The sequence below is a fragment of the Pseudoalteromonas 'SMAR' genome, from assembly GCF_048515945.1.
Lineage (GTDB): Bacteria > Pseudomonadota > Gammaproteobacteria > Enterobacterales > Alteromonadaceae > Pseudoalteromonas.
Genome location: NZ_JBLWMW010000005.1, coordinates 83,576 through 101,285 on the forward strand (window position 1 = coordinate 83,576; position 17,710 = coordinate 101,285).

Here is a 17,710-nt window from a genome sequence, read left to right on the forward strand (position 1 = left end):
CCCTTGCAGCAAACAGAAATCGATCTATTGGCCCATGAACTGGCCAACATCCGCCTGCAAGCGGACCTTAAGCTTGCAGTGAAAATACCCAGCTTTGCAGGCAAACCCTATCCGCTCGGGCGCTGCTTGGAAGTGCGCGATGAGATGTTTAAACGGATCGTGGCCGTGCTAAAGCAAAACAATGCACAACTGGCGCCACTGCGTGAATACATGCAACAGGAAAATGCTGAATTAAAGAAAGTGTGGGGCTCATTGCGCGATGAGTACTTTCAAAACGCGCTTATCGTTGGCCATTGGTATATCGACACCGCCAATGACACCGTGAATGCCAACAAACCTCGAGTTGAGATAAAGCCACTGGCCGCCTCTGGCTTTGCCGCCATTACTAGCTTTGAGCAGTTCATCCAAATAGCCAAACCGTATTGGCAAGTGACTGTGTATAAAAATACTGCGTTTCCAGCATTGGCGCCCTACCTGCCACTGATTTGTGTTAGCCAAAGCGGCGCCAGCTGGCTTGCCGCCGCTAACGATGACATGATTAAACTGGCTTGCGACAGTGACTTTAATTTATCAGAGCAAATATTGGCGAAGCTACCAGAGCCCGATGGCAACCTTGTGCAGCGCTGGCACGCTGCGCTAACCAAGCTGCAGTTCCCCGATGAACTGTTATTGCAACAAGGTCAAACACAGAGCTTTTGTCAGCTTTATCGCGCTTCCAATAAAGCCAACGATCAGGCTTTTCGTGATCGCGTAGTACGCGCGTTTATGAGCTTACCTAAAGGGGTGTGACTAGGTTAGCTCTAATTTTCTTGCTTAGGAGGCAGCGCAAGAGGTTTGCTTAGCTGCTCCACATGACATTGGTTTTGTGAATAAAAACACTTATCTTGGCAGTGTTGAAGCTGCATGGGCTCGGAATAATTGTCACGACAACGGCTGCTACAAGCGTTGCTTTGGTCATGGCAATTGGCTTGCAAAGGTCCCACTGCAGTGTTACTGCTAACCCCACAGCCAACCATCAGCACGACCGCTGCAAGCGACCAAGATCTCACTGCTCAGCCCGTAAAAACACCGGTTCTTGAGGCTTTTTAGTGGCTTCTTCACTGTAATAATAGCCTGCCACGTCAAAGGCTTTTAAGCTTTCTAAATCAGATACTTGATTTTCTATGATGTAGCGCGCCATCATGCCTCGGGCCTTTTTCGCGTAAAAGCTAATGACCTTGTATTGGCCGTTTTTACAATCTTTAAACACCGGGGTGATTATCTCACCCTCTAGGGCTTTTTTATCTACCGCTTTAAAGTATTCGTTTGATGCTAAGTTCACCAACTGTTTGGTCTTTGCCGCAGCCATGGCTTCATTTAGTTTTTCGGCGATGGTGGTACCCCAAAATTCATAGAGGTTTTTACCCCGCGGGTTTTCAAGCTTGGTGCCCATTTCTAAGCGGTACGCCTGCATCAGATCAAGCGGTTTTAACACCCCATATAACCCTGAGAGAATACGCAGATGGTTTTGCCCATACTCCAGGCTGCTGTCTGATAAGCTTTCCGCCTCAAGGCCAACATAAACATCACCGTTAAAAGCGAACACCGCTGGTTTGGCATTGTCGGCAGTAAAAGGCTGAGACCACTCGGCAAAACGCGCCGCGTTTAGGCCAGCTAATTTATCGCTGATCTTCATCAGCGAGCCGATGTCCTGTGGCGACAACTCACGGCATACCGAGATCAACTCTTCGCTGTGGTTGAGTAGCTCAGGTTGCGTGTAACGGTCAGTGGGTGCTGGCGTTTCGTAGTCCAGATTTTTCGCCGGAGAGATAACTGTGATCATAGATAGGTTGCCTATTGACTTAGCTGGTAATTAATGTCAATTTCAACACTATCCCTTGGTAACTTCAAGTCTTTATAGACTGGCAACCCAAGGCGATACAATCCGCCACATACAGTGGCTTCGCCTTACTATTTTCATCACCAACATGCGCTGATATGTCAGACAACGGACATATGACCTATCAAGCACTTTCATGGTGTTGCAACATAAGGCGTCTAATATCACTTCGCTGTTATCAACTTTGGAATGAGGAACACATGACTTCAGCACTAGATAGGCTAAAACAACATTCATCGATTGTCGCTGACACCGGTGACATAGAAGCAATCCGTAAGTTACAACCTGAGGATGCGACGACCAATCCGTCTTTACTGCTTAAAGCAGCCGATATGCCTGCTTATCAGCCTTATCTAAACGAAGCTTGGGATTATGCCAAAGCCAACGAAAGTGATGCTGACAAGCAATTAGAGCTTGCCTGTGACTATTTTGCCGTGGTTATCGGTAAAGAAATCGCAAACTCAGTACCAGGTTACATTTCCACTGAGGTTGATGCGCGTTTATCATTTGACACCGAAGCGACCATTGCCAAAGCCAAAACGCTGCTGGATTTATACCAAGCACAAGGGGTGAGCAAAGACAAAATCTTAATCAAGATTGCCTCAACATGGGAAGGCATTAAAGCCGCTGAAGCACTTGAAAAAGAAGGCATTAAGTGTAACCTAACGCTACTATTCAGCGATGCACAAGCGCGTGCTTGTGCCGATGCCAATGTCTTTCTGATCTCACCTTTTGTTGGCCGTATTCTAGATTGGCATGTGGCAAACGGCCTTGAAAAGCCAACCGATCCACTGCAAGACCCTGGTGTACAATCGGTTCGCAGCATCTACGAATTTTATAAGCAACACGGTTATAATACCGTGGTAATGGGTGCTAGCTTCAGAAACACCGGTGAAATCCTAGCGCTTACCGGCTGTGACAAGCTCACCATTAGCCCAGCTTTACTTGAAGAGTTAGCGGCTATGCCGGCCAACGATGACTACCTTCTTGAAAGCGACTTCACCCCAGTGGCCAAGCCTGCACCACTCACTGAAAGTCAGTTCCGTTGGTTGCACAACCAAGATGCCATGGCCACTGAAAAGCTAGCGGAAGGCATTCGCTCATTTGCTGATGCCCAAGAAACCTTAGTGGCTCGCTTTAAAGCCCTGTAAGTGCACTGCCATTTTAAAACGCCGCTTATGCGGCGTTTTTTGTCTTAAATAAAGGTTATAAAAGCAACCTTAGTTAATTTTCTAGCGGCACTTGTTGTCAAAGAGTCACTTGATTAGTAAGGCATGAATTAAAATTGACGATGTAGTTTGGGTTCACTTTTTCCAAGCTTGCCATCTAAATAATAATCCACTATGCGATTACCATAAAACTGATAGATAACCCTAAGGTGTTCTGGCCGCCATTGATTGCCAAGCCATAACTTACCGGTGGTCTTATGGGCAACCTTTGCTATATTTTGAGGCCCTTTTTGATGTAATAGCTGCAGCAAAGTCGGCAATTCATTGCCAAGCTTATGCACAGCTCTTGCTGCCACATGATGAATACCATCCCCTCTTACCATTGGCGCTACACACTGATGTACAACATCACCTGCATCTAATTGCTGTGTTAACTCATGAACTGTCATGCCTGTTTTCTGGGGTTCTAACATATAGCTTGGCCAAAAATGCGTGATCGCTCCACGATACCAAGGCGATAACCCACCATGAATATTCCACTTTTCTCCGCTAGCACAGGCTAGCGTGCTGTTATGTAACATGTGGCAGCCATAGGTAAGTAGTAAATCTGGAGCAGATGCACGAATATGTTGCTGCACCTTTTCACCATTTAACTCTTCAACACCAACAGTTTCCATTTCTATGTCAGGCCAATGAACAGGCCCAAAAATTTCTTGCTCAACCTCACTACGCTGCGCAAAGTGCTGCCGAAAAAGAGCCTCTAACTCTGGCTCGAGCTCAGCTGGTGGTTCAGGTATATGCTCCTCTCGTTGCTCAATAATCAGCTTTTTTAATTTTCCAGTTTCAGCCAAACAACGGGCAATATATGAATGACGAGGGTGATTACCAGTGATAAAAACGACACTCACAACACTTCTCCTGTATTAAACTTGATTAGCTCATGTTGTTCTAGCTCTTTGATTATGGGAGCCATGGTAGCTAAAGTAAGATTGAGCGACTCTGCAATTTGAACCATTGACTTAGTTCCATCTGACTCGCTTAATATGGTCAATATGGCATTTAATTTCGTCCTGCCATCGACTAAGCTATCACTTGATTTATCGGTGTGCTCGAGGGTATTCATATTCGGGTAAAGACCGCGCTTTCCTAACTGAGGCTCACCAAACGGGCTTTGGTTTACCGCAACTCCAGCAACCTCACCTAACTTTAAGAGCTTTTCAAGTTCGTCAATTGACTGAACAATACGTGCTATATCCATTGACTCTTTAGTGTCCAAAGATGTGTGATAAGGCACTTCTGTAACATTAAGTGACCGACTCACTTGGGCAACAGGTAAATTAAAGCCTGGAGCACAATATTGACGCTCATCAGAGCCATGTAGGGGAGTAAAATCAATATAACGAAGAAGCTTGTTTGATGCCAGATGATGAGCTAGCTGATCATACGTACTGTCACCTTTTCGACTAGCCTTATAGCGTAAAGTATCAACATTCCCTCCCATACAAGTTAAAATTAACCCTGCTTCTAAGTTTTCAACTAATGATTGATAATTCTTATACAAAAAGCACAACGATCCAATGGTTTCAGGGTTAAGTAAAAAGCGATAACTATAACGCCTGATAGGCCATTTCTTTAATCGGTTATATAAGCCTAACAATACTAAAGGACCGCTCAACTCATTATTCGCTAATGATGGGTGACAAAGATAACTGCTTAGTAAAATCTCTCTTTTGCTCTCCCCTTCGAGAGTCGTTTGAGCAAACGGAACCCCACCTTCTGGATCAAATTCAGACTCGATGAGTACCCGATAACGTCCAGGCTGTAACGTTTTTCTATCGCAGTGCTTAAGACAAAAGCCCCAGGTTTTTTGGTAGTAGCTAGTAACATAGGGTATTGCCTCTGGCATATCTGGCAAACTATGCAAATGTGGCTGTAACTCATCTAAGGTTAAAAATTTATCTACTGGCTCAGAGTAGCTCACGACGTGTAAGTTATTTAGATCGGTGTCGCAAATGATGTTTCCATTAGGATCCCAAAGCCGAGCTCGGCGAAAGTTCCACTGCGGTGGTACTTGCCAATCAAACACTTGAGTTCCACTTTTTACTCTATCAAAATGCAATGGCATGTACTTACTGATTATCTCCATTGATGCTTCAATCCCATAGCCTGTTATGGAGCGACAAAGTGGAAATAATTCATCAAATAAACCATCTAAAAGCTTGTATTCGTTTTCCCGACTCATTGTATTCCTTAAAATGATGCAATAACTTATTGACTATACATAAAATAACACTAATAAAACATCACCTTCCACGACTCTGCTAAGATTGAGAAATGTACTAAGCTGAAGCAACTTACGTAAAAGTAAAAGACCTTTTCAGTCAAACTCATGTCCCCCTTTGACCTTCATCAAACTGTCACTTTCTTTTAACCCCAAAGACACAATTGTGTTTTATTTTTGTTGCGGCTGTGGTATATCAATAATACTCGAAGTGAAAATTGATGCCGCTGTTCTCGGTTTTTGTATATAAAGCAAGCAATAATAAGTAATACGCTAGTATACAAAACCATCACACTTTGCACGGTTCCTCTTTTGAGGTTTGCCAAACAGTATGAAGAATCAACGGTGTCATTGCAGTTGTTGAGCTAATCGTCAAAGCAAATACCACTTTGGGTTGGTTTTATCAATAGGAGATTTTCATGGATACCCTAGACGAGTTAATGCAAGTATTAGAAAGTCCAGAGGCTAGAAAAAAAACTTCATCTAAGGGCAAAAAAAGAAAGTGGCGCGAAATTGAAGCGCTAAAAGATAAACAGCGTTTACGCAAAGAACTACAGGAACTTGATATTTTTGCAGAAAGTGTTGATATAGACGAACTAGAGTTTTAACAAAAAGAGCGCCCTTGTGGCGCTCTTTTTCGTTCTCTATTCACCGCTAAGAAAGAGGCAACTGCCAGTCTATTGGTTGTTTGCCCATGCCACTTAGTAACTGATTGGCTTGGCTAAAGTGGCCGCAGCCAAAGAAGCCTCGGTGTGCGGACAGCGGAGAAGGATGCGGTGCGTGCAGCACATGGTGACGATTGCTATCAATCGTTTTGCCTTTCTTTTGCGCGTGCGACCCCCACAGTAAAAAGATAACACCTTCGCTGTGGTCGTTGAGCTGTTGTATCACCACATCGGTAAAACGCTCCCAACCCAGTTTTTTATGGGAATGGGCTTGCCCCTGCTCCACCGTAAGCACGGTATTCAACAACAGCACGCCTTGTTTTGCCCAGTCGAGTAAATAGCCATGCTCAGGGATAGTAAAGCCTTCGATGTCTTGGGCCAGCTCTTTGTACATGTTTTTCAGCGAGGGGGGTGGCTTAACCCCAGGTAACACAGAAAAGCACAGGCCATGGGCTTGGTTCGGTCCGTGATATGGATCTTGCCCTAAAATCACCACTTTCACTTGCTCAAATGGCGTGACTTTAAATGCCTCAAACACTTGCTCGTGAGGAGGGTAAACTTGCACCCCTTGTGCTCGGCGCGCAGCCACGTACTCCATGGTTTCTTGAAAATAAGGCTGCTGCTTTTCAGCCCCTAACACATCGCTCCAACTTGTCATTTCTCACCTTTATTTACTGTCAATTGCGCTCGAGAGTGCTGCAGTTTAACACACAAATCGGCGACGCCATTAAGCATGCGGACACTGTAGCGGTGCAACAAATCAGCATCAACGGTGATCAGCTGTTGTTGCTTAACGGCTGGAATACTGGGCCAGTGCTGCCATGCTACACTCGGGTTAGCCTGCCCCGATTGCTGCTGCGGGATAATAATGACCTCTGGCTGAGCCGCTATGACGTTTTCAATACTGATCTGCGGATAATCACTTTGCGCGGTTGCAAACACGTTGTCTGCTTGGCAGACATCTAACACTTGTTGCAGCCAGCTATTGGGGCCCACCGTCATCAGCGGATCTGGCCATAACTGATAAAAGGCAGCAATGGCGCGGCTGTTTTGATACTGTTTGCGCAATGCCAACAGCCGCTCAGTAAAGGCTTGCGCCACTTTTTCTGCCGCCGCTTCACGCGCGGTTAACTGACCGAAATAACGCAACTCTTCAGCTAGTTGGTCAATTTCTTTTGCCTCACTGTAAACCACAGGTAGACCAAGCTGTATTAGCTTGTCGAGATCGGTCTGTTTATTGCCCGACTGCCAAGCAATGACCAAGTCGGGCTGCAGTGCCAATATTTTTTCTATCTGAATACCATGATGACCACCTACCCGAGTAATGTGTTGCGCCGCTTGTGGGTAATCGGCGTGTTCAACCGTGGCCACAATGCGCTCACCGGCACCAATGGCATACAAGTTTTCAACAATGTGTGGTGCTAAGGCAACAATGCGCTCGGCCGGTTTCGCCGCTACCACAAAACTACATAAAACCAGTAAATAACAAGCGTATCGTAGCATCAGTAATCAAAGCCTTTTTGCGCTTTTATACCGGCGTCAAAAGCGTGTTTGACGTTTCGTACTTCACTCACCGTATCGGCCATTCCCAGTAAACGGCGGTGAGCGCCACGGCCAGTGATGATCACCGACTGCATTGCTGGCCGCTGCTCGAGCGCTGTAATTACCTCATCTAAATCGAGGTAATCGTAACTAACCATGTAAGTGAGCTCATCCAACAACACTAAGTTGATGCTATCGTCTTTAAGCCATTGTTTTGCTTGTTGCCAGGTTTGCTGCGCCGCTGCGGTGTCGCTCTCACGGTTTTGCGTTTCCCATGTAAAGCCGGTTTTCATCACCGCAAATGGCACGCCAGCTTGCTCTAATAAGTTGCGCTCCCCACACTCCCACATGCCTTTAATAAACTGTACTACAGCGGCGTTCATGCCGTGGCCCACGCAACGAGCGACAGTGCCGAATCCTGACGTCGACTTACCTTTACCATTACCGGTGATCACTTGCAAAATCCCCTGCTCTTGCTGCGCAGCAGCGACTCTGGCATCAACTTTTTGTTTCACCTTTTGTTGTCTTTGTTGGTGCTTATCCGATTTATCCGTCATTATGTTCCTCAATTATTTGCATTAACTTTTGCCAATCCAAGTGCGCTTCACAACAATCGGCAAGCCGCTCTAGTTGCTGCTCGGTATGTTGTGCCATGTCAATTGCATTAAACGTTTGGCTGTCGCTACTTGCCCAAGCCAAAATAGCATCGCAGGCTGATGGGGTATCAAACAAGCCATGTAAATAGGTGCCAGCAACTTGGTCATCAGCGGCAATAAAGCCATCACTTATACTCTTCCCGTGCTCACCTTGATGGTGAGAAAAAGGCATGGTGAGTGCTTTACCTTCACTTACGCCGGCATGGATCTCATAACCTTGGATAGCACATGGTGGTGTGGTTAATAAACACTCTGCTTGCACTTGCTGAAGGGTCTTTTGTGCACGCAAGCTGGTGGTAAAGTCCGCAAGCCCCAGACCTGCCACGGCGCCAAGGTTAGACTCAAGCTGTAACGGGTCGTAAATTTGTTTTCCTAACATTTGCATTCCACCACAGACACCGAGCACCTTGCCGCCATAGCGTAAATGGCGCTTTAGCTGCTCAGCCCAACCCTGCTCCCTAAGAAACGCCAAATCACCAAGGACATTCTTACTGCCGGGAATGATCACCAGATCACAGCTGTCAATGGCTTGTTGGTAACGTACATAGCTTAATTCAACTCGCGGATTTAAGCGCAAAGCATCAAAGTCAGTATGATTACTGAGATGCGGCAGCAGTAACACACAGACCTTTATTAGCGGCTGCTCGCTGTGGCTTTCGGTATTCACTGCATCTTCAGCGTCTAAACTTAAGCCATGTAAATAGGGCAAGACGCCCAGTACTGGCTTTGCTGTTCTTTGCTCAAGCCACTCTAACCCAGATTGCAATAAGGCAATATCGCCACGAAAGCGGTTAATCACAAAACCTTTTACCAGACTCTGCTCGTATTCACTTAGCAGTGCCAAAGTCCCCACCAAGTGAGCGAAGATCCCTCCTTTGTCGATATCCGCAATAATGATCACAGGGCATTTCACTTCACAGGCAAAGCCCATATTGGCAATATCACGAGCTCGTAGGTTTATTTCTGCCGGACTGCCTGCGCCCTCAGCCACACACACTTGAAAGCATTCACTTAACCTTTGATGTGAGCTCAGTACCGCCGACATGGCAGTGGCTTTATAGTCGTGATAAGTCGCAGCCGCCATGTTATCCAGTGCCCGGCCATGAACAATTACCTGAGCTCCAGTGTCGCTGTTGGGCTTTAACAAAATGGGGTTAAGGTCAACGCTTGGCACAATGCCGGCAGCTTGTGCTTGCAGCGCTTGTGCTCGACCTATTTCACCACCATCGGCGGTCACTGCGCTGTTGAGCGCCATATTCTGAGGTTTAAATGGGGCAACGTTAATTCCTTTGCGTCGTAGTACTCGACAAAGGCCCGCAACCAGCGTGGTTTTCCCGGCATCGGAGGTGGTTCCTTGGATCATCAACGTCTGCATAAACGGGCCTCCACACTGAAGCTTAACACTACCATCATAAGCACATTAGCATTGCCGTTGGCTGCTTCACTCTGCTTCATACTTTAACCCCTAGAGCGCAGCATGACGCTTTTTAATCAGTAATATAGCTAAAAAGAACAGACTCCCCATGGCTGCGGTAATGATCCCAACTGGCAGCTCTTGGTTGTCTATCAGGGTGCGTGATATAACATCGACCCAAAGCATTAATAGCGCCCCACTTAGGGCCGTTGCCATTAAGCCACTGACGCGGGCTTGTGAAATAAACAACCGCACAATATGGGGGATCATCAAGCCGACAAAACCAACCCCTCCACACGCCGCGACCAACACCGCCGTGATCAAGGAGCTAATAACCAGCATACCAATGCGTACCCGAGCGACATTGACCCCAAGCGTGGTGGCACTTTCATCCCCTAACAGTAAGGCAGATAAGGGCCTACGCATAATCAGGAGCAGCACCAATCCAGTTAACACCACAGACAAAGGCAGCCACAGCCATTGCCAGCTAGCGCGAGCAAAAGAGCCTAAATTCCAAAACATAATCGCGCTGATGGCTTGAGGATCACTCCAATACAGCAATAAGCTGGTTAACGCGCTAAACAAAAATGACAGTGCCACTCCGGCCAGTACCATGGTTTCAACTTGTTGCAAGTGATTACGCCTGGCTATCATTAGCAATAACACCATCGCCAACATGCTACCGACAAAAGCAGCCGCTGACATGGCAAGGCTTGATTGCACGCCAAACCACGTAATTAACACCACAACAGCAAAAGAGGCGCCGGAAGAAATACCAAATAAATAGGGATCCGCCAGTGGATTGCGCATCACCGTTTGTAAAATTAATCCAGCAATGGCTAAACCCGCCCCGGCCGCTAACGCCAATAGAGTTCGTGGCAAACGCAGCTCCACCACTATTTTTTGCTGTAGCTGCTGGTCGTTGTAATCCATTAGCGCTTGAACCACGACGTGCCAAGGCAATTCCACGGCCCCCAGTTTCAAGGCACAACAAACGCTAACTAGGGTGATCAGTAAAAGTATGAATGTGATTAGGTGTCTGCTCATTGCACATAACCGTAATGAAAGCGAATATGCGGGACTTTATCGTCACAGTGCGGATGACTGACTGCACTTACCTCGGCGCAAACACCAAAAACAGAGCTCAGTAACTCTTCACTTATTACCGCCATTGGTGTGCCTTGGGCGACGAGTTTTCCTTGCTGCAACACTAGCAAGCGGTGACATAGTGCACTGGCCAGGTTAAGGTCATGAAAAGAGGCAATAATAGTGACCCCCAATTGCTTGGCCAGTTCCATAATTTGAATTTGATACTTAATGTCTAGATGACTAGTAGGCTCATCCATGATCAGTACCTGCGGCTGCTGCACCATGGCTCTGGCAATCATTGCCCGTTGCTTCTCACCGCCCGATAACAGGCTAAAGCATTGCTGCGCCTTATGAGCTAAACCTACCTGCTGCAATGCCTCCATGACAGCGTGCTTTTCTTCTGTCGTGACACTGGCTAGTAAGGACTTATTGGGAGTCAGCCCCATGCTGACCATATCGAACACCGGCAAATTAAATTCGCTTGGGATATCTTGCAATACCACGGCAATCTGTTTGGCGTAGGCTTTTTTCGACCATTGTGATAGGGCTTTGCCGTTGAAATACACCGCGCCAGTGGAGGCGACAAGAAACTGGTAGAGAACGCGCAACAAGGTTGATTTACCCGCACCATTGGGCCCGACGACACCAATAAACTCTCCGCGTTTTACGCTAAAACTAATGTCTGACAGTACCGGCTTGCTGCCAAAGGTAACACCGAGCTGGTCTACATGAAATTGTTCGCTTTGAGCCATAATACCTCTAACATGGGCATGGCAAAGCGATGCTGTATGGTATTCAACACCCGACTTTGACTTAAGTCTGCCCGCTTAAGTAATACGGTTGGCCTTGGTATCTGACTTGTTATTTGCGCTTTGCAAATCACTTACAGTTGCGGGGACAGTTGAGGACTTGCACCTCATTCCCAATATCTGCCAATCGATAAATTAGGGTCATTATGAAGTCTAGACGTCTAAAACACAACTGTTGTCATTATTAACCGTGCAGCAATTGCGCTGCAGAACAATATAAAAACATGGCAGAATGATAGTGCTAAGACATTGACGTTGAGGCTTGCAAGAACACCAAGGTAAGGCTGGGCTAAAAGCAAAAACGCAAGCTTAGCTTGCGTTTTGGGTGGTATTAAAGAATTTGATTATCTTTCCACATTTGCTCTTTACGCATGCGTTTGATGCGCTTATCGCATGGGTCATCACAATCACATACTTTATCAATACCCATAGAGCCAAGACCACCACAACTGCTAGACATTGACTTCTTTTGCACGATAACGCCTACGGCCATCGCAACTGCGATAAGCATAATTAAACCGAAAGTCAGTAAGAATAAAGACATTATCTAGCCCCTTTTTTTGCTACATAGAGTATGTGACGACGCCGAAATTATACTCTTTCGCAGCGCCGCCCACAATTAAATTATTGGGGGAAGCCTAGCTTAATTCAAGTAAGGCTGAAATGCTTCGCTGGCATAACTGCTGATACCGTCAGCGGTTTTATACATTAAATACACTGGCAATTGCTGTTGCTGTGCATAGGCTTTTGCACGCTCTAGCCCCATTACCGTTAACGCCGTAGCCAAACCATCGGCGGTCATGGCGGAAGGGTGTAATACCGTGACAGACACCAACTCATGCTTTACTGGGTGGCCTGTTGTCGGATCGATTAAGTGAGTGTACGTCTCACCATCCATTTGGTAAAAAATACGGTAATCCCCCGAGGTGGCAATGCCGTTAGTGCCGGGTTCAATCACACGATGAATTTGCCGCTGCCCCAGTGGCGCATCTGGCTTTTCGATGGCAATGGCCCATGGCCCGCTAGGCTTCTGACCAGCAAGGCGCAGTTCCCCACCGATTTCCACCATATAATTGTTAATACCATGGTCTTCAATCAGTTCAGCGACCTTATCGATGCCATAACCTTTTGCTGTGGCTGAAAAGGACAACTCTAAACCAGTAATAGTCTTAGCCAGACCGGTCTCATTCAGTACCAGTTTATCAACCCCAATACGCGAGCGCATATCATCAAGTTGCTGTTGTGACGGCTTTTTAGTCGGCCGCTTATCCGGACCAAAGCCCCACAAGTCGATCAAAGGTCCCATAGTAACGTCTAAGGTCTCGGTAGACTTGCCTAAGCGAATGGACTCCGCCACCACAGTGCGAAAATCATCACTGATAGGCATCACTTGCTGCGCTGCTAAGCGATTAAATTGGTTGATCTCAGAATCTGGTATATAGGTAGACATAGACTGATTGACCGCCGCAAGGGCTGCTTCAATTTCTTGGTGTAAGCTTTCTTTGCTGACCTGACTCTCGCCCACAAACAGCTTGATGTTATAGGTCGTTCCCATGGTTTTGCCGCTCAGAAGCATGGGCTCTTGGGAGTGGTTGGCATCTTGGCAGGCGCTGACAAATAACAGCGCCGCGACCATTAAAACAAAGCGGGATAAAAAAGCGTTTCCAATGTTCATTGCAGATCCTGTTTAAAATAAAAAAGCCCCCAAGCGCAATGCTTGAGGGCTCATATTCTAACCTAAAATGGTAGTCAGACTACAACCTAATTAACCACCGAAGTCATCAAGTAGGATGTTTTCTTCTTCTACACCTAGGTCTTTAAGCATGTTGATCACCGCGGCGTTCATCATCGGTGGACCACACATGTAGAATTCACAATCTTCCGGTGCTTCATGATCTTTTAGGTAGTTGTCATAAAGTACGTTGTGAATAAAGCCTGTGTAGCCTTCCCAGTTGTCCTCTGGTTGAGGATCTGAAAGCGCAACGTGCCATTCAAAGTTGTCGTTTTCTTCTGCTAGGCCGTCAAAATCTTCCACGTAGAACATTTCACGTTTCGAACGTGCACCATACCAGAACGACATCTTACGGTCTGAATTCAGACGCTTAAGCTGATCGAAGATATGTGAACGCATCGGTGCCATACCTGCACCACCACCTACGAAGACCATTTCTGCGTCAGTGTCTTTGGCGAAGAACTCACCAAACGGACCAGAAATCGTTACCTTATCACCTTTTTTCAGTGACCAGATGTACGATGACATCTTACCACAAGGTAGGCTTAGGTTATTTGGCGGCGGCGTTGCAATACGCACGTTAAGCATAATGATACCGAACTCTTCAGGGTAGTTCGCCATTGAGTATGCACGGATTGTTTCTTCGTCAACTTTTGACTCTAGGTCAAAGAAGCCAAAACGCTCCCAATCAGGGCGATACTCTTCAGGAATATCAAAGTCTTTGTATTTAACATGGTGAGCTGGTGCTTCAATCTGAATATAACCACCGGCGCGGAATGGTACGACTTCACCTTCAGGGATAGCTAGTTTTAGCTCCTTGATGAACGTTGCTTTGTTATCGTTAGAGATAACTTCACATTCCCACTTTTTAACACCGAAGATTGACTCTTCAACTTCGATTTCCATGTCGTTTTTAACATTAACCTGACACGCTAGACGACAGCCTTCACGTGCTTCACCTTTAGTGATGTGGTCAAGTTCGGTTGGTAGAATGTCACCACCACCCTCTTTAACGTGTACGCGACACTGGCCACAAGAGCCACCGCCACCACACGCAGACGATACAAAGATACCTGCATCAGCAAGCGCACCAAGCAGTTTACCGCCAGCCGCTGTTTTGATGGCTTTGTCTGGATCGCCATTAATATCAATTGTCACGTCACCGCTTGCGACAAGCTTAGACTTCGCTGCAATGATGATAAGTACTAACATCACAACGATAGCGATGAACATGCTTACGCCTAATACAATCGTTTCCATCGTATAGTTTCCTCGCTACCTTACAGTGAAATACCAGAGAATGACATGAAGCCGAAGCCCATTAGACCTACGGTAACAAAGGTAATACCTAAGCCACGTAAACCATCTGGCACATCTGCATATTTCATTTTCTCACGGATACCTGCTAACAATACGATAGCAAGTGCCCAACCTACACCAGAACCTAAACCGTAAACGATTGACTCGCCAAAGTTTAAGTTACGTTCAACCATGAATGATACCGCACCGAAAATCGCACAGTTTACTGTGATTAGCGGTAGGAAGATACCAAGCGCGTTGTACAGTGCTGGGAAGAACTTATCCAGTGTCATCTCAAGAATTTGCACTAGTGCTGCAATTACCCCGATAAAGGTCAAGAAGCGTAAGAAGCTTAAGTCCACATCTGGGTAACCAAGCCACTCCAGTGCCCCTGGAGCCAATACGGCGTGGTAAACCAAATTGTTCACTGGTACTGAAATACCAAGTACTACGATTACCGCAACACCTAGGCCCAGTGAGGTGGTTACTTTCTTAGATACTGCCAAGAAAGTACACATACCTAAGAAGAAAGATAAAGCTAAGTTTTCAATGAAAACGGCTTTAACGAATAAATTAATATACTGTTCCATCTCTCTCCCCTTATGCCTTCGCTTCTACTTGGTCTTTCTTCCAAGTACGTAGTGCCCAAATGAATGCACCTACGATGAAGAATGAACTGAATGGCATAACTAGTAGACCCATAGGCTGATACCAACCACCTTCAGAGATAAGTGGTAAGATTTCAACGCCAAATAATGTACCAGCACCGAATAGCTCACGAATAAAGCCAACAGTAAGTAGTACAATTGAGTAACCTAAACCGTTACCGATACCATCAAGGAATGACATCGCCGGTGGTGACTTCATCGCATATGCTTCAGCACGACCCATTACGATACAGTTAGTAATGATCAGACCGATGAAAGTTGATAGCTCTTTTGCTGTTGAGTAAACAACCGCTTGCAATACTTGGTCAACTACGATTACCAAAGAGGCGATGATCGTCATTTGTACAATGATACGCACACTCGAAGGAATGTGGTTACGGATCATCGAGATGAATAAACTTGAAAACGCACACACTAATGTCAATGCAATTGACATGATAAGCGCGTTTTTAAGGCTTGATGTTACTGCTAGAGCAGAACAAATACCCAATACTTGCAGTGCAATCGGGTTGTTCGCAAAAACAGGACCAAACAAGACTTCCTTCATTTCTTTTGCATTAGCCATTAGTTCAATGCTCCTTTACGTACGTTCGCAAGGAAAGGACCGAACGCTTTGTCGCTAGTCCAAAAATCAACTGTATGGTCAACACCGTTTGAGGTTAGCGTTGCACCAGATAGACCGTCGATTTTATGCTCGCTGTCGCCTGCGCTGCCTTTTACTACGTCGATAGGAAGCTCTTTGCCATCCCATTTAGCAGTCCACTTCGGGTTCTGAATTTCTGCACCTAGACCAGGTGTTTCGTTGTGCTTGTAGAAGTTGATTGACTTGATTGTCTCACCATCTGCTTCAAGCGCTAGGAAACCATACATAACCCCCCAAAGACCGTAGCCTTGAATAGGAAGAATGATAGTCTCTACAGCACCTTGCTCGTCTTTGGCAAAATAAACCGGAGAATTGTGCGTCATGCGCTGAATACCGGCTTTATCTTCTTCTTTCGACAGCTTTTTACTGCGTTTCGCATCGTACTTTGTGGCTTCAAAGTCGAATGATGTTGCTTCAACACCTTCAACAAATTCACCGGTTTCTAAGCTCACAACACGTGGCTCGATGTTTTGCTCAAACACCTCAGAAACGTTTTTGACCTTATCAAAGCCAGCAACAGCTAAGATATTACGCTGAATATCTTCGTTTTTGTTTGCTTGTTGCATAGGGCGAAGTTGAACCGAAGCAAAAGATACTACGATTGCACACACTAAACATAAGCCAACAACTACGCCGAGCGTTTTGCCCATTGATTCATTATTAGTTGACACGTGCCAATCTCCTCTTCACATTTGACTGCATTACAAAGTGGTCAAACAGTGGCGCGAACAAGTTAGCGAAAAGGATTGCTAACATCATGCCTTCTGGGTATGCCGGGTTAACCACACGGATTAGCACAACCATAATACCGATCAATGCACCGTAGGCGAATTTACCCTTGTCTGTGAAAGACGCTGATACCGGATCTGTTGCCATAAAGAACATACCGAATGCAAATCCACCTAGCACTAAGTGCCAGTGCCAAGGCATTGCGAATGCGGCGTTTGTTTCAGAGCCAATTGCGTTAAGAATGAATGACATCACTACCATACCAACGAACGTTCCTAGTACGATGCGCCATGACGCAATACGCACGTAAATCAGGAACAAACCACCTAGTAAGATAGCCAATGTTGACGTCTCACCCATAGAACCTTGGATGAAGCCATAGAAAGCGTTGAACCATAGGTCCATGTTGCTGTAATCAAGCATACCCGCGCCTGCTTGGCCTAGGTAAGTCGCGCCTGAGAACGAGTCAACCGCTGTCCACACAGTGTCACCTGAAATATCCGCAGGATAAGCGAAGAACAGGAATGCACGACCAGCCAGTGCCGGGTTTAGGAAGTTACGACCCGTACCACCAAAGATTTCTTTAGCAATAACAACACCGAAAGTAATACCTAAAGCGACCTGCCACAGCGGAATCGTTGCTGGTAGGATAAGCGCAAACAACACTGAGGTTACGAAGAAACCTTCGTTGACTTCGTGTTTACGAACTGAGGCAAATAGCACTTCCCAGAAACCACCTACCGCAAACACAGTGGCATAAATAGGCAGGAAGAAGCACGCACCATAGAACATCTTGGCGCCCCAACCCGAGTCAGCAGTTAGCTCACCACCTAGGCCTTGGAAAATAGCAACCTGCCAAGTGTTGGCAAGTTCAAAGCCGTTACCTAGCGCCATTGCCGCTTGGTGACCGATGTTAAACATACCAAAGAACATCGCTGGGAACGTTGCCATCCACACTAAAATCATAATACGTTTTAGGTCGATGTTGTCACGAACGTGCGTTGCACCTTTGTTGACGTAACCTGGAGTATAGAAAATAGTCGCTACTGCTTCGTACAGCGCATACCACTTTTCGTGTTTACCGCCAGGTTCAAAGTGAGGTTCAATGTCTTCTAAAAATTTCTTTAAGGCCATT

At 46.2% G+C, this 17,710-nt stretch carries 19 protein-coding genes and 1 riboswitch; of the genes, 3 read left to right on the forward strand and 16 right to left on the reverse strand.

All coding sequences use genetic code 11. The annotated features are described in order from the left end of the window. The first annotated feature begins 3 nt into the window (after nt 1–3). Entirely contained in the window at nt 4–789 is a 786-nt protein-coding gene (locus ACNKW2_RS03895; RefSeq protein WP_419147363.1) for a hypothetical protein, read from the forward strand. A gap of 256 nt (nt 790–1,045) precedes the next feature. Here the strand turns inward: ACNKW2_RS03895 and yaaA are convergent, their stop codons facing one another. Then, nucleotides 1,046–1,822, reverse strand: coding sequence for a peroxide stress protein YaaA (gene yaaA / locus ACNKW2_RS03900; RefSeq protein ID WP_419147364.1), 777 nt, complete (start codon nt 1,820–1,822; stop codon nt 1,046–1,048). A gap of 257 nt (nt 1,823–2,079) precedes the next feature. Here yaaA and tal point away from each other — a divergent pair, with 257 nt between their 5' ends. After that, complete coding sequence (tal, locus tag ACNKW2_RS03905) at nt 2,080–3,030, forward strand: transaldolase (RefSeq protein WP_419147365.1); 951 nt, start codon at nt 2,080–2,082, stop codon at nt 3,028–3,030. Nucleotides 3,031–3,158: 128 nt separating this feature from the next. On the opposite strand, the gene ACNKW2_RS03910 is transcribed toward tal, so the two are convergent. Both ACNKW2_RS03910 and ACNKW2_RS03915 read right to left on the reverse strand, forming a co-directional pair. Further along, the gene (locus tag ACNKW2_RS03910) at nt 3,159–3,956 is read right to left on the reverse strand and encodes a formyltransferase family protein (protein WP_419147366.1); all 798 of its coding nucleotides are present in this window, start codon (nt 3,954–3,956) and stop codon (nt 3,159–3,161) included. Beyond that, nucleotides 3,953–5,290: a DUF4910 domain-containing protein gene (locus ACNKW2_RS03915; protein ID WP_419147367.1), complete on the reverse strand. Its 1,338-nt coding sequence runs from the start codon at nt 5,288–5,290 to the stop codon at nt 3,953–3,955. Before ACNKW2_RS03915 ends, ACNKW2_RS03910 begins: the two co-directional genes overlap by 4 nt. Before the next feature lie 458 nt (nt 5,291–5,748). On the opposite strand from ACNKW2_RS03915, the gene ACNKW2_RS03920 reads away from it, so the two are divergent. After that, nucleotides 5,749–5,937, forward strand: a complete 189-nt coding sequence (locus tag ACNKW2_RS03920; protein ID WP_336569093.1) for a DUF3545 family protein — start codon at nt 5,749–5,751, stop codon at nt 5,935–5,937. Between the two features lie 46 nt (nt 5,938–5,983). Here the strand turns inward: ACNKW2_RS03920 and ung are convergent, their stop codons facing one another. The 13 genes from ung to ACNKW2_RS03985 form a co-directional block, all read right to left on the reverse strand. After that, nucleotides 5,984–6,652: a uracil-DNA glycosylase gene (ung, locus tag ACNKW2_RS03925; protein WP_336569091.1), complete on the reverse strand. Its 669-nt coding sequence runs from the start codon at nt 6,650–6,652 to the stop codon at nt 5,984–5,986. Further along, entirely contained in the window at nt 6,649–7,497 is an 849-nt protein-coding gene (locus tag ACNKW2_RS03930; protein WP_419147368.1) for a cobalamin-binding protein, read from the reverse strand. The genes ung and ACNKW2_RS03930 overlap by 4 nt, the downstream gene beginning before the upstream one ends. Continuing rightward, on the reverse strand, nt 7,497–8,093 hold the full coding sequence (cobO, locus tag ACNKW2_RS03935; protein ID WP_419147369.1) for a cob(I)yrinic acid a,c-diamide adenosyltransferase: 597 nt from the start codon (nt 8,091–8,093) through the stop codon (nt 7,497–7,499). The genes ACNKW2_RS03930 and cobO overlap by 1 nt, the downstream gene beginning before the upstream one ends. After that, nucleotides 8,083–9,567 (reverse strand): cobyric acid synthase, encoded by a 1,485-nt coding sequence (locus tag ACNKW2_RS03940; RefSeq protein WP_419147370.1) that lies wholly within the window; start codon nt 9,565–9,567, stop codon nt 8,083–8,085. Before ACNKW2_RS03940 ends, cobO begins: the two co-directional genes overlap by 11 nt. Nucleotides 9,568–9,657: 90 nt before the next feature. Next, complete coding sequence (locus ACNKW2_RS03945; RefSeq protein WP_419147371.1) at nt 9,658–10,653, reverse strand: FecCD family ABC transporter permease; 996 nt, start codon at nt 10,651–10,653, stop codon at nt 9,658–9,660. Then, nucleotides 10,650–11,447, reverse strand: coding sequence for an ABC transporter ATP-binding protein (locus tag ACNKW2_RS03950; RefSeq protein WP_419147372.1), 798 nt, complete (start codon nt 11,445–11,447; stop codon nt 10,650–10,652). Before ACNKW2_RS03950 ends, ACNKW2_RS03945 begins: the two co-directional genes overlap by 4 nt. Nucleotides 11,448–11,520: 73 nt before the next feature. Further along, nucleotides 11,521–11,647, reverse strand: a riboswitch (cobalamin riboswitch). Nucleotides 11,648–11,835: 188 nt separating this feature from the next. Beyond that, on the reverse strand, nt 11,836–12,048 hold the full coding sequence (nqrM, locus tag ACNKW2_RS03955) for a (Na+)-NQR maturation NqrM (RefSeq protein ID WP_336569084.1): 213 nt from the start codon (nt 12,046–12,048) through the stop codon (nt 11,836–11,838). Nucleotides 12,049–12,147: 99 nt separating this feature from the next. Beyond that, nucleotides 12,148–13,179: an FAD:protein FMN transferase gene (locus tag ACNKW2_RS03960; RefSeq protein ID WP_419147373.1), complete on the reverse strand. Its 1,032-nt coding sequence runs from the start codon at nt 13,177–13,179 to the stop codon at nt 12,148–12,150. A gap of 90 nt (nt 13,180–13,269) precedes the next feature. Continuing rightward, nucleotides 13,270–14,496, reverse strand: coding sequence for an NADH:ubiquinone reductase (Na(+)-transporting) subunit F (gene nqrF / locus ACNKW2_RS03965; RefSeq protein WP_419147374.1), 1,227 nt, complete (start codon nt 14,494–14,496; stop codon nt 13,270–13,272). Between the two features lie 20 nt (nt 14,497–14,516). Then, a complete protein-coding gene (gene nqrE, locus ACNKW2_RS03970) occupies nt 14,517–15,125 on the reverse strand; it encodes an NADH:ubiquinone reductase (Na(+)-transporting) subunit E (RefSeq protein ID WP_336569075.1) in 609 nt (202 codons plus the stop codon). Between the two features lie 10 nt (nt 15,126–15,135). Continuing rightward, entirely contained in the window at nt 15,136–15,768 is a 633-nt protein-coding gene (locus ACNKW2_RS03975; RefSeq protein WP_336569074.1) for an NADH:ubiquinone reductase (Na(+)-transporting) subunit D, read from the reverse strand. After that, nucleotides 15,768–16,517 carry a Na(+)-translocating NADH-quinone reductase subunit C gene (locus tag ACNKW2_RS03980; RefSeq protein WP_419147375.1) on the reverse strand — a complete coding sequence of 250 codons (750 nt, stop codon included), beginning with the start codon at nt 16,515–16,517 and terminating at the stop codon, nt 15,768–15,770. The genes ACNKW2_RS03975 and ACNKW2_RS03980 overlap by 1 nt, the downstream gene beginning before the upstream one ends. Next, on the reverse strand, nt 16,507–17,709 hold the full coding sequence (locus ACNKW2_RS03985) for an NADH:ubiquinone reductase (Na(+)-transporting) subunit B (protein WP_336569072.1): 1,203 nt from the start codon (nt 17,707–17,709) through the stop codon (nt 16,507–16,509). The genes ACNKW2_RS03980 and ACNKW2_RS03985 overlap by 11 nt, the downstream gene beginning before the upstream one ends. Between the last annotated feature and the right edge of the window lies 1 nt (nt 17,710).

Excerpts from the sequence above, each read along its gene's own strand:
- yaaA (WP_419147364.1), bottom strand. The coding sequence starts at position 1,822 with ATGATCACAGTTATCTCTCCGGCGAAAAATCTGGACTACGAAACGCCA.
- nqrE (WP_336569075.1), bottom strand. The coding sequence starts at position 15,125 with ATGGAACAGTATATTAATTTATTCGTTAAAGCCGTTTTCATTGAAAAC.
- ACNKW2_RS03915 (WP_419147367.1), bottom strand. The coding sequence starts at position 5,290 with ATGAGTCGGGAAAACGAATACAAGCTTTTAGATGGTTTATTTGATGAA.
- ACNKW2_RS03975 (WP_336569074.1), bottom strand. The coding sequence starts at position 15,768 with ATGGCTAATGCAAAAGAAATGAAGGAAGTCTTGTTTGGTCCTGTTTTT.
- nqrF (WP_419147374.1), bottom strand. The coding sequence starts at position 14,496 with ATGGAAACGATTGTATTAGGCGTAAGCATGTTCATCGCTATCGTTGTG.
- ACNKW2_RS03940 (WP_419147370.1), bottom strand. The coding sequence starts at position 9,567 with ATGCAGACGTTGATGATCCAAGGAACCACCTCCGATGCCGGGAAAACC.
- ACNKW2_RS03930 (WP_419147368.1), bottom strand. The coding sequence starts at position 7,497 with ATGCTACGATACGCTTGTTATTTACTGGTTTTATGTAGTTTTGTGGTA.
- ACNKW2_RS03960 (WP_419147373.1), bottom strand. The coding sequence starts at position 13,179 with ATGAACATTGGAAACGCTTTTTTATCCCGCTTTGTTTTAATGGTCGCG.
- tal (WP_419147365.1), top strand. The coding sequence starts at position 2,080 with ATGACTTCAGCACTAGATAGGCTAAAACAACATTCATCGATTGTCGCT.
- ACNKW2_RS03950 (WP_419147372.1), bottom strand. The coding sequence starts at position 11,447 with ATGGCTCAAAGCGAACAATTTCATGTAGACCAGCTCGGTGTTACCTTT.
- ung (WP_336569091.1), bottom strand. The coding sequence starts at position 6,652 with ATGACAAGTTGGAGCGATGTGTTAGGGGCTGAAAAGCAGCAGCCTTAT.
- cobO (WP_419147369.1), bottom strand. The coding sequence starts at position 8,093 with ATGACGGATAAATCGGATAAGCACCAACAAAGACAACAAAAGGTGAAA.
- ACNKW2_RS03945 (WP_419147371.1), bottom strand. The coding sequence starts at position 10,653 with ATGAGCAGACACCTAATCACATTCATACTTTTACTGATCACCCTAGTT.
- ACNKW2_RS03920 (WP_336569093.1), top strand. The coding sequence starts at position 5,749 with ATGGATACCCTAGACGAGTTAATGCAAGTATTAGAAAGTCCAGAGGCT.
- nqrM (WP_336569084.1), bottom strand. The coding sequence starts at position 12,048 with ATGTCTTTATTCTTACTGACTTTCGGTTTAATTATGCTTATCGCAGTT.
- ACNKW2_RS03985 (WP_336569072.1), bottom strand. The coding sequence starts at position 17,709 with ATGGCCTTAAAGAAATTTTTAGAAGACATTGAACCTCACTTTGAACCT.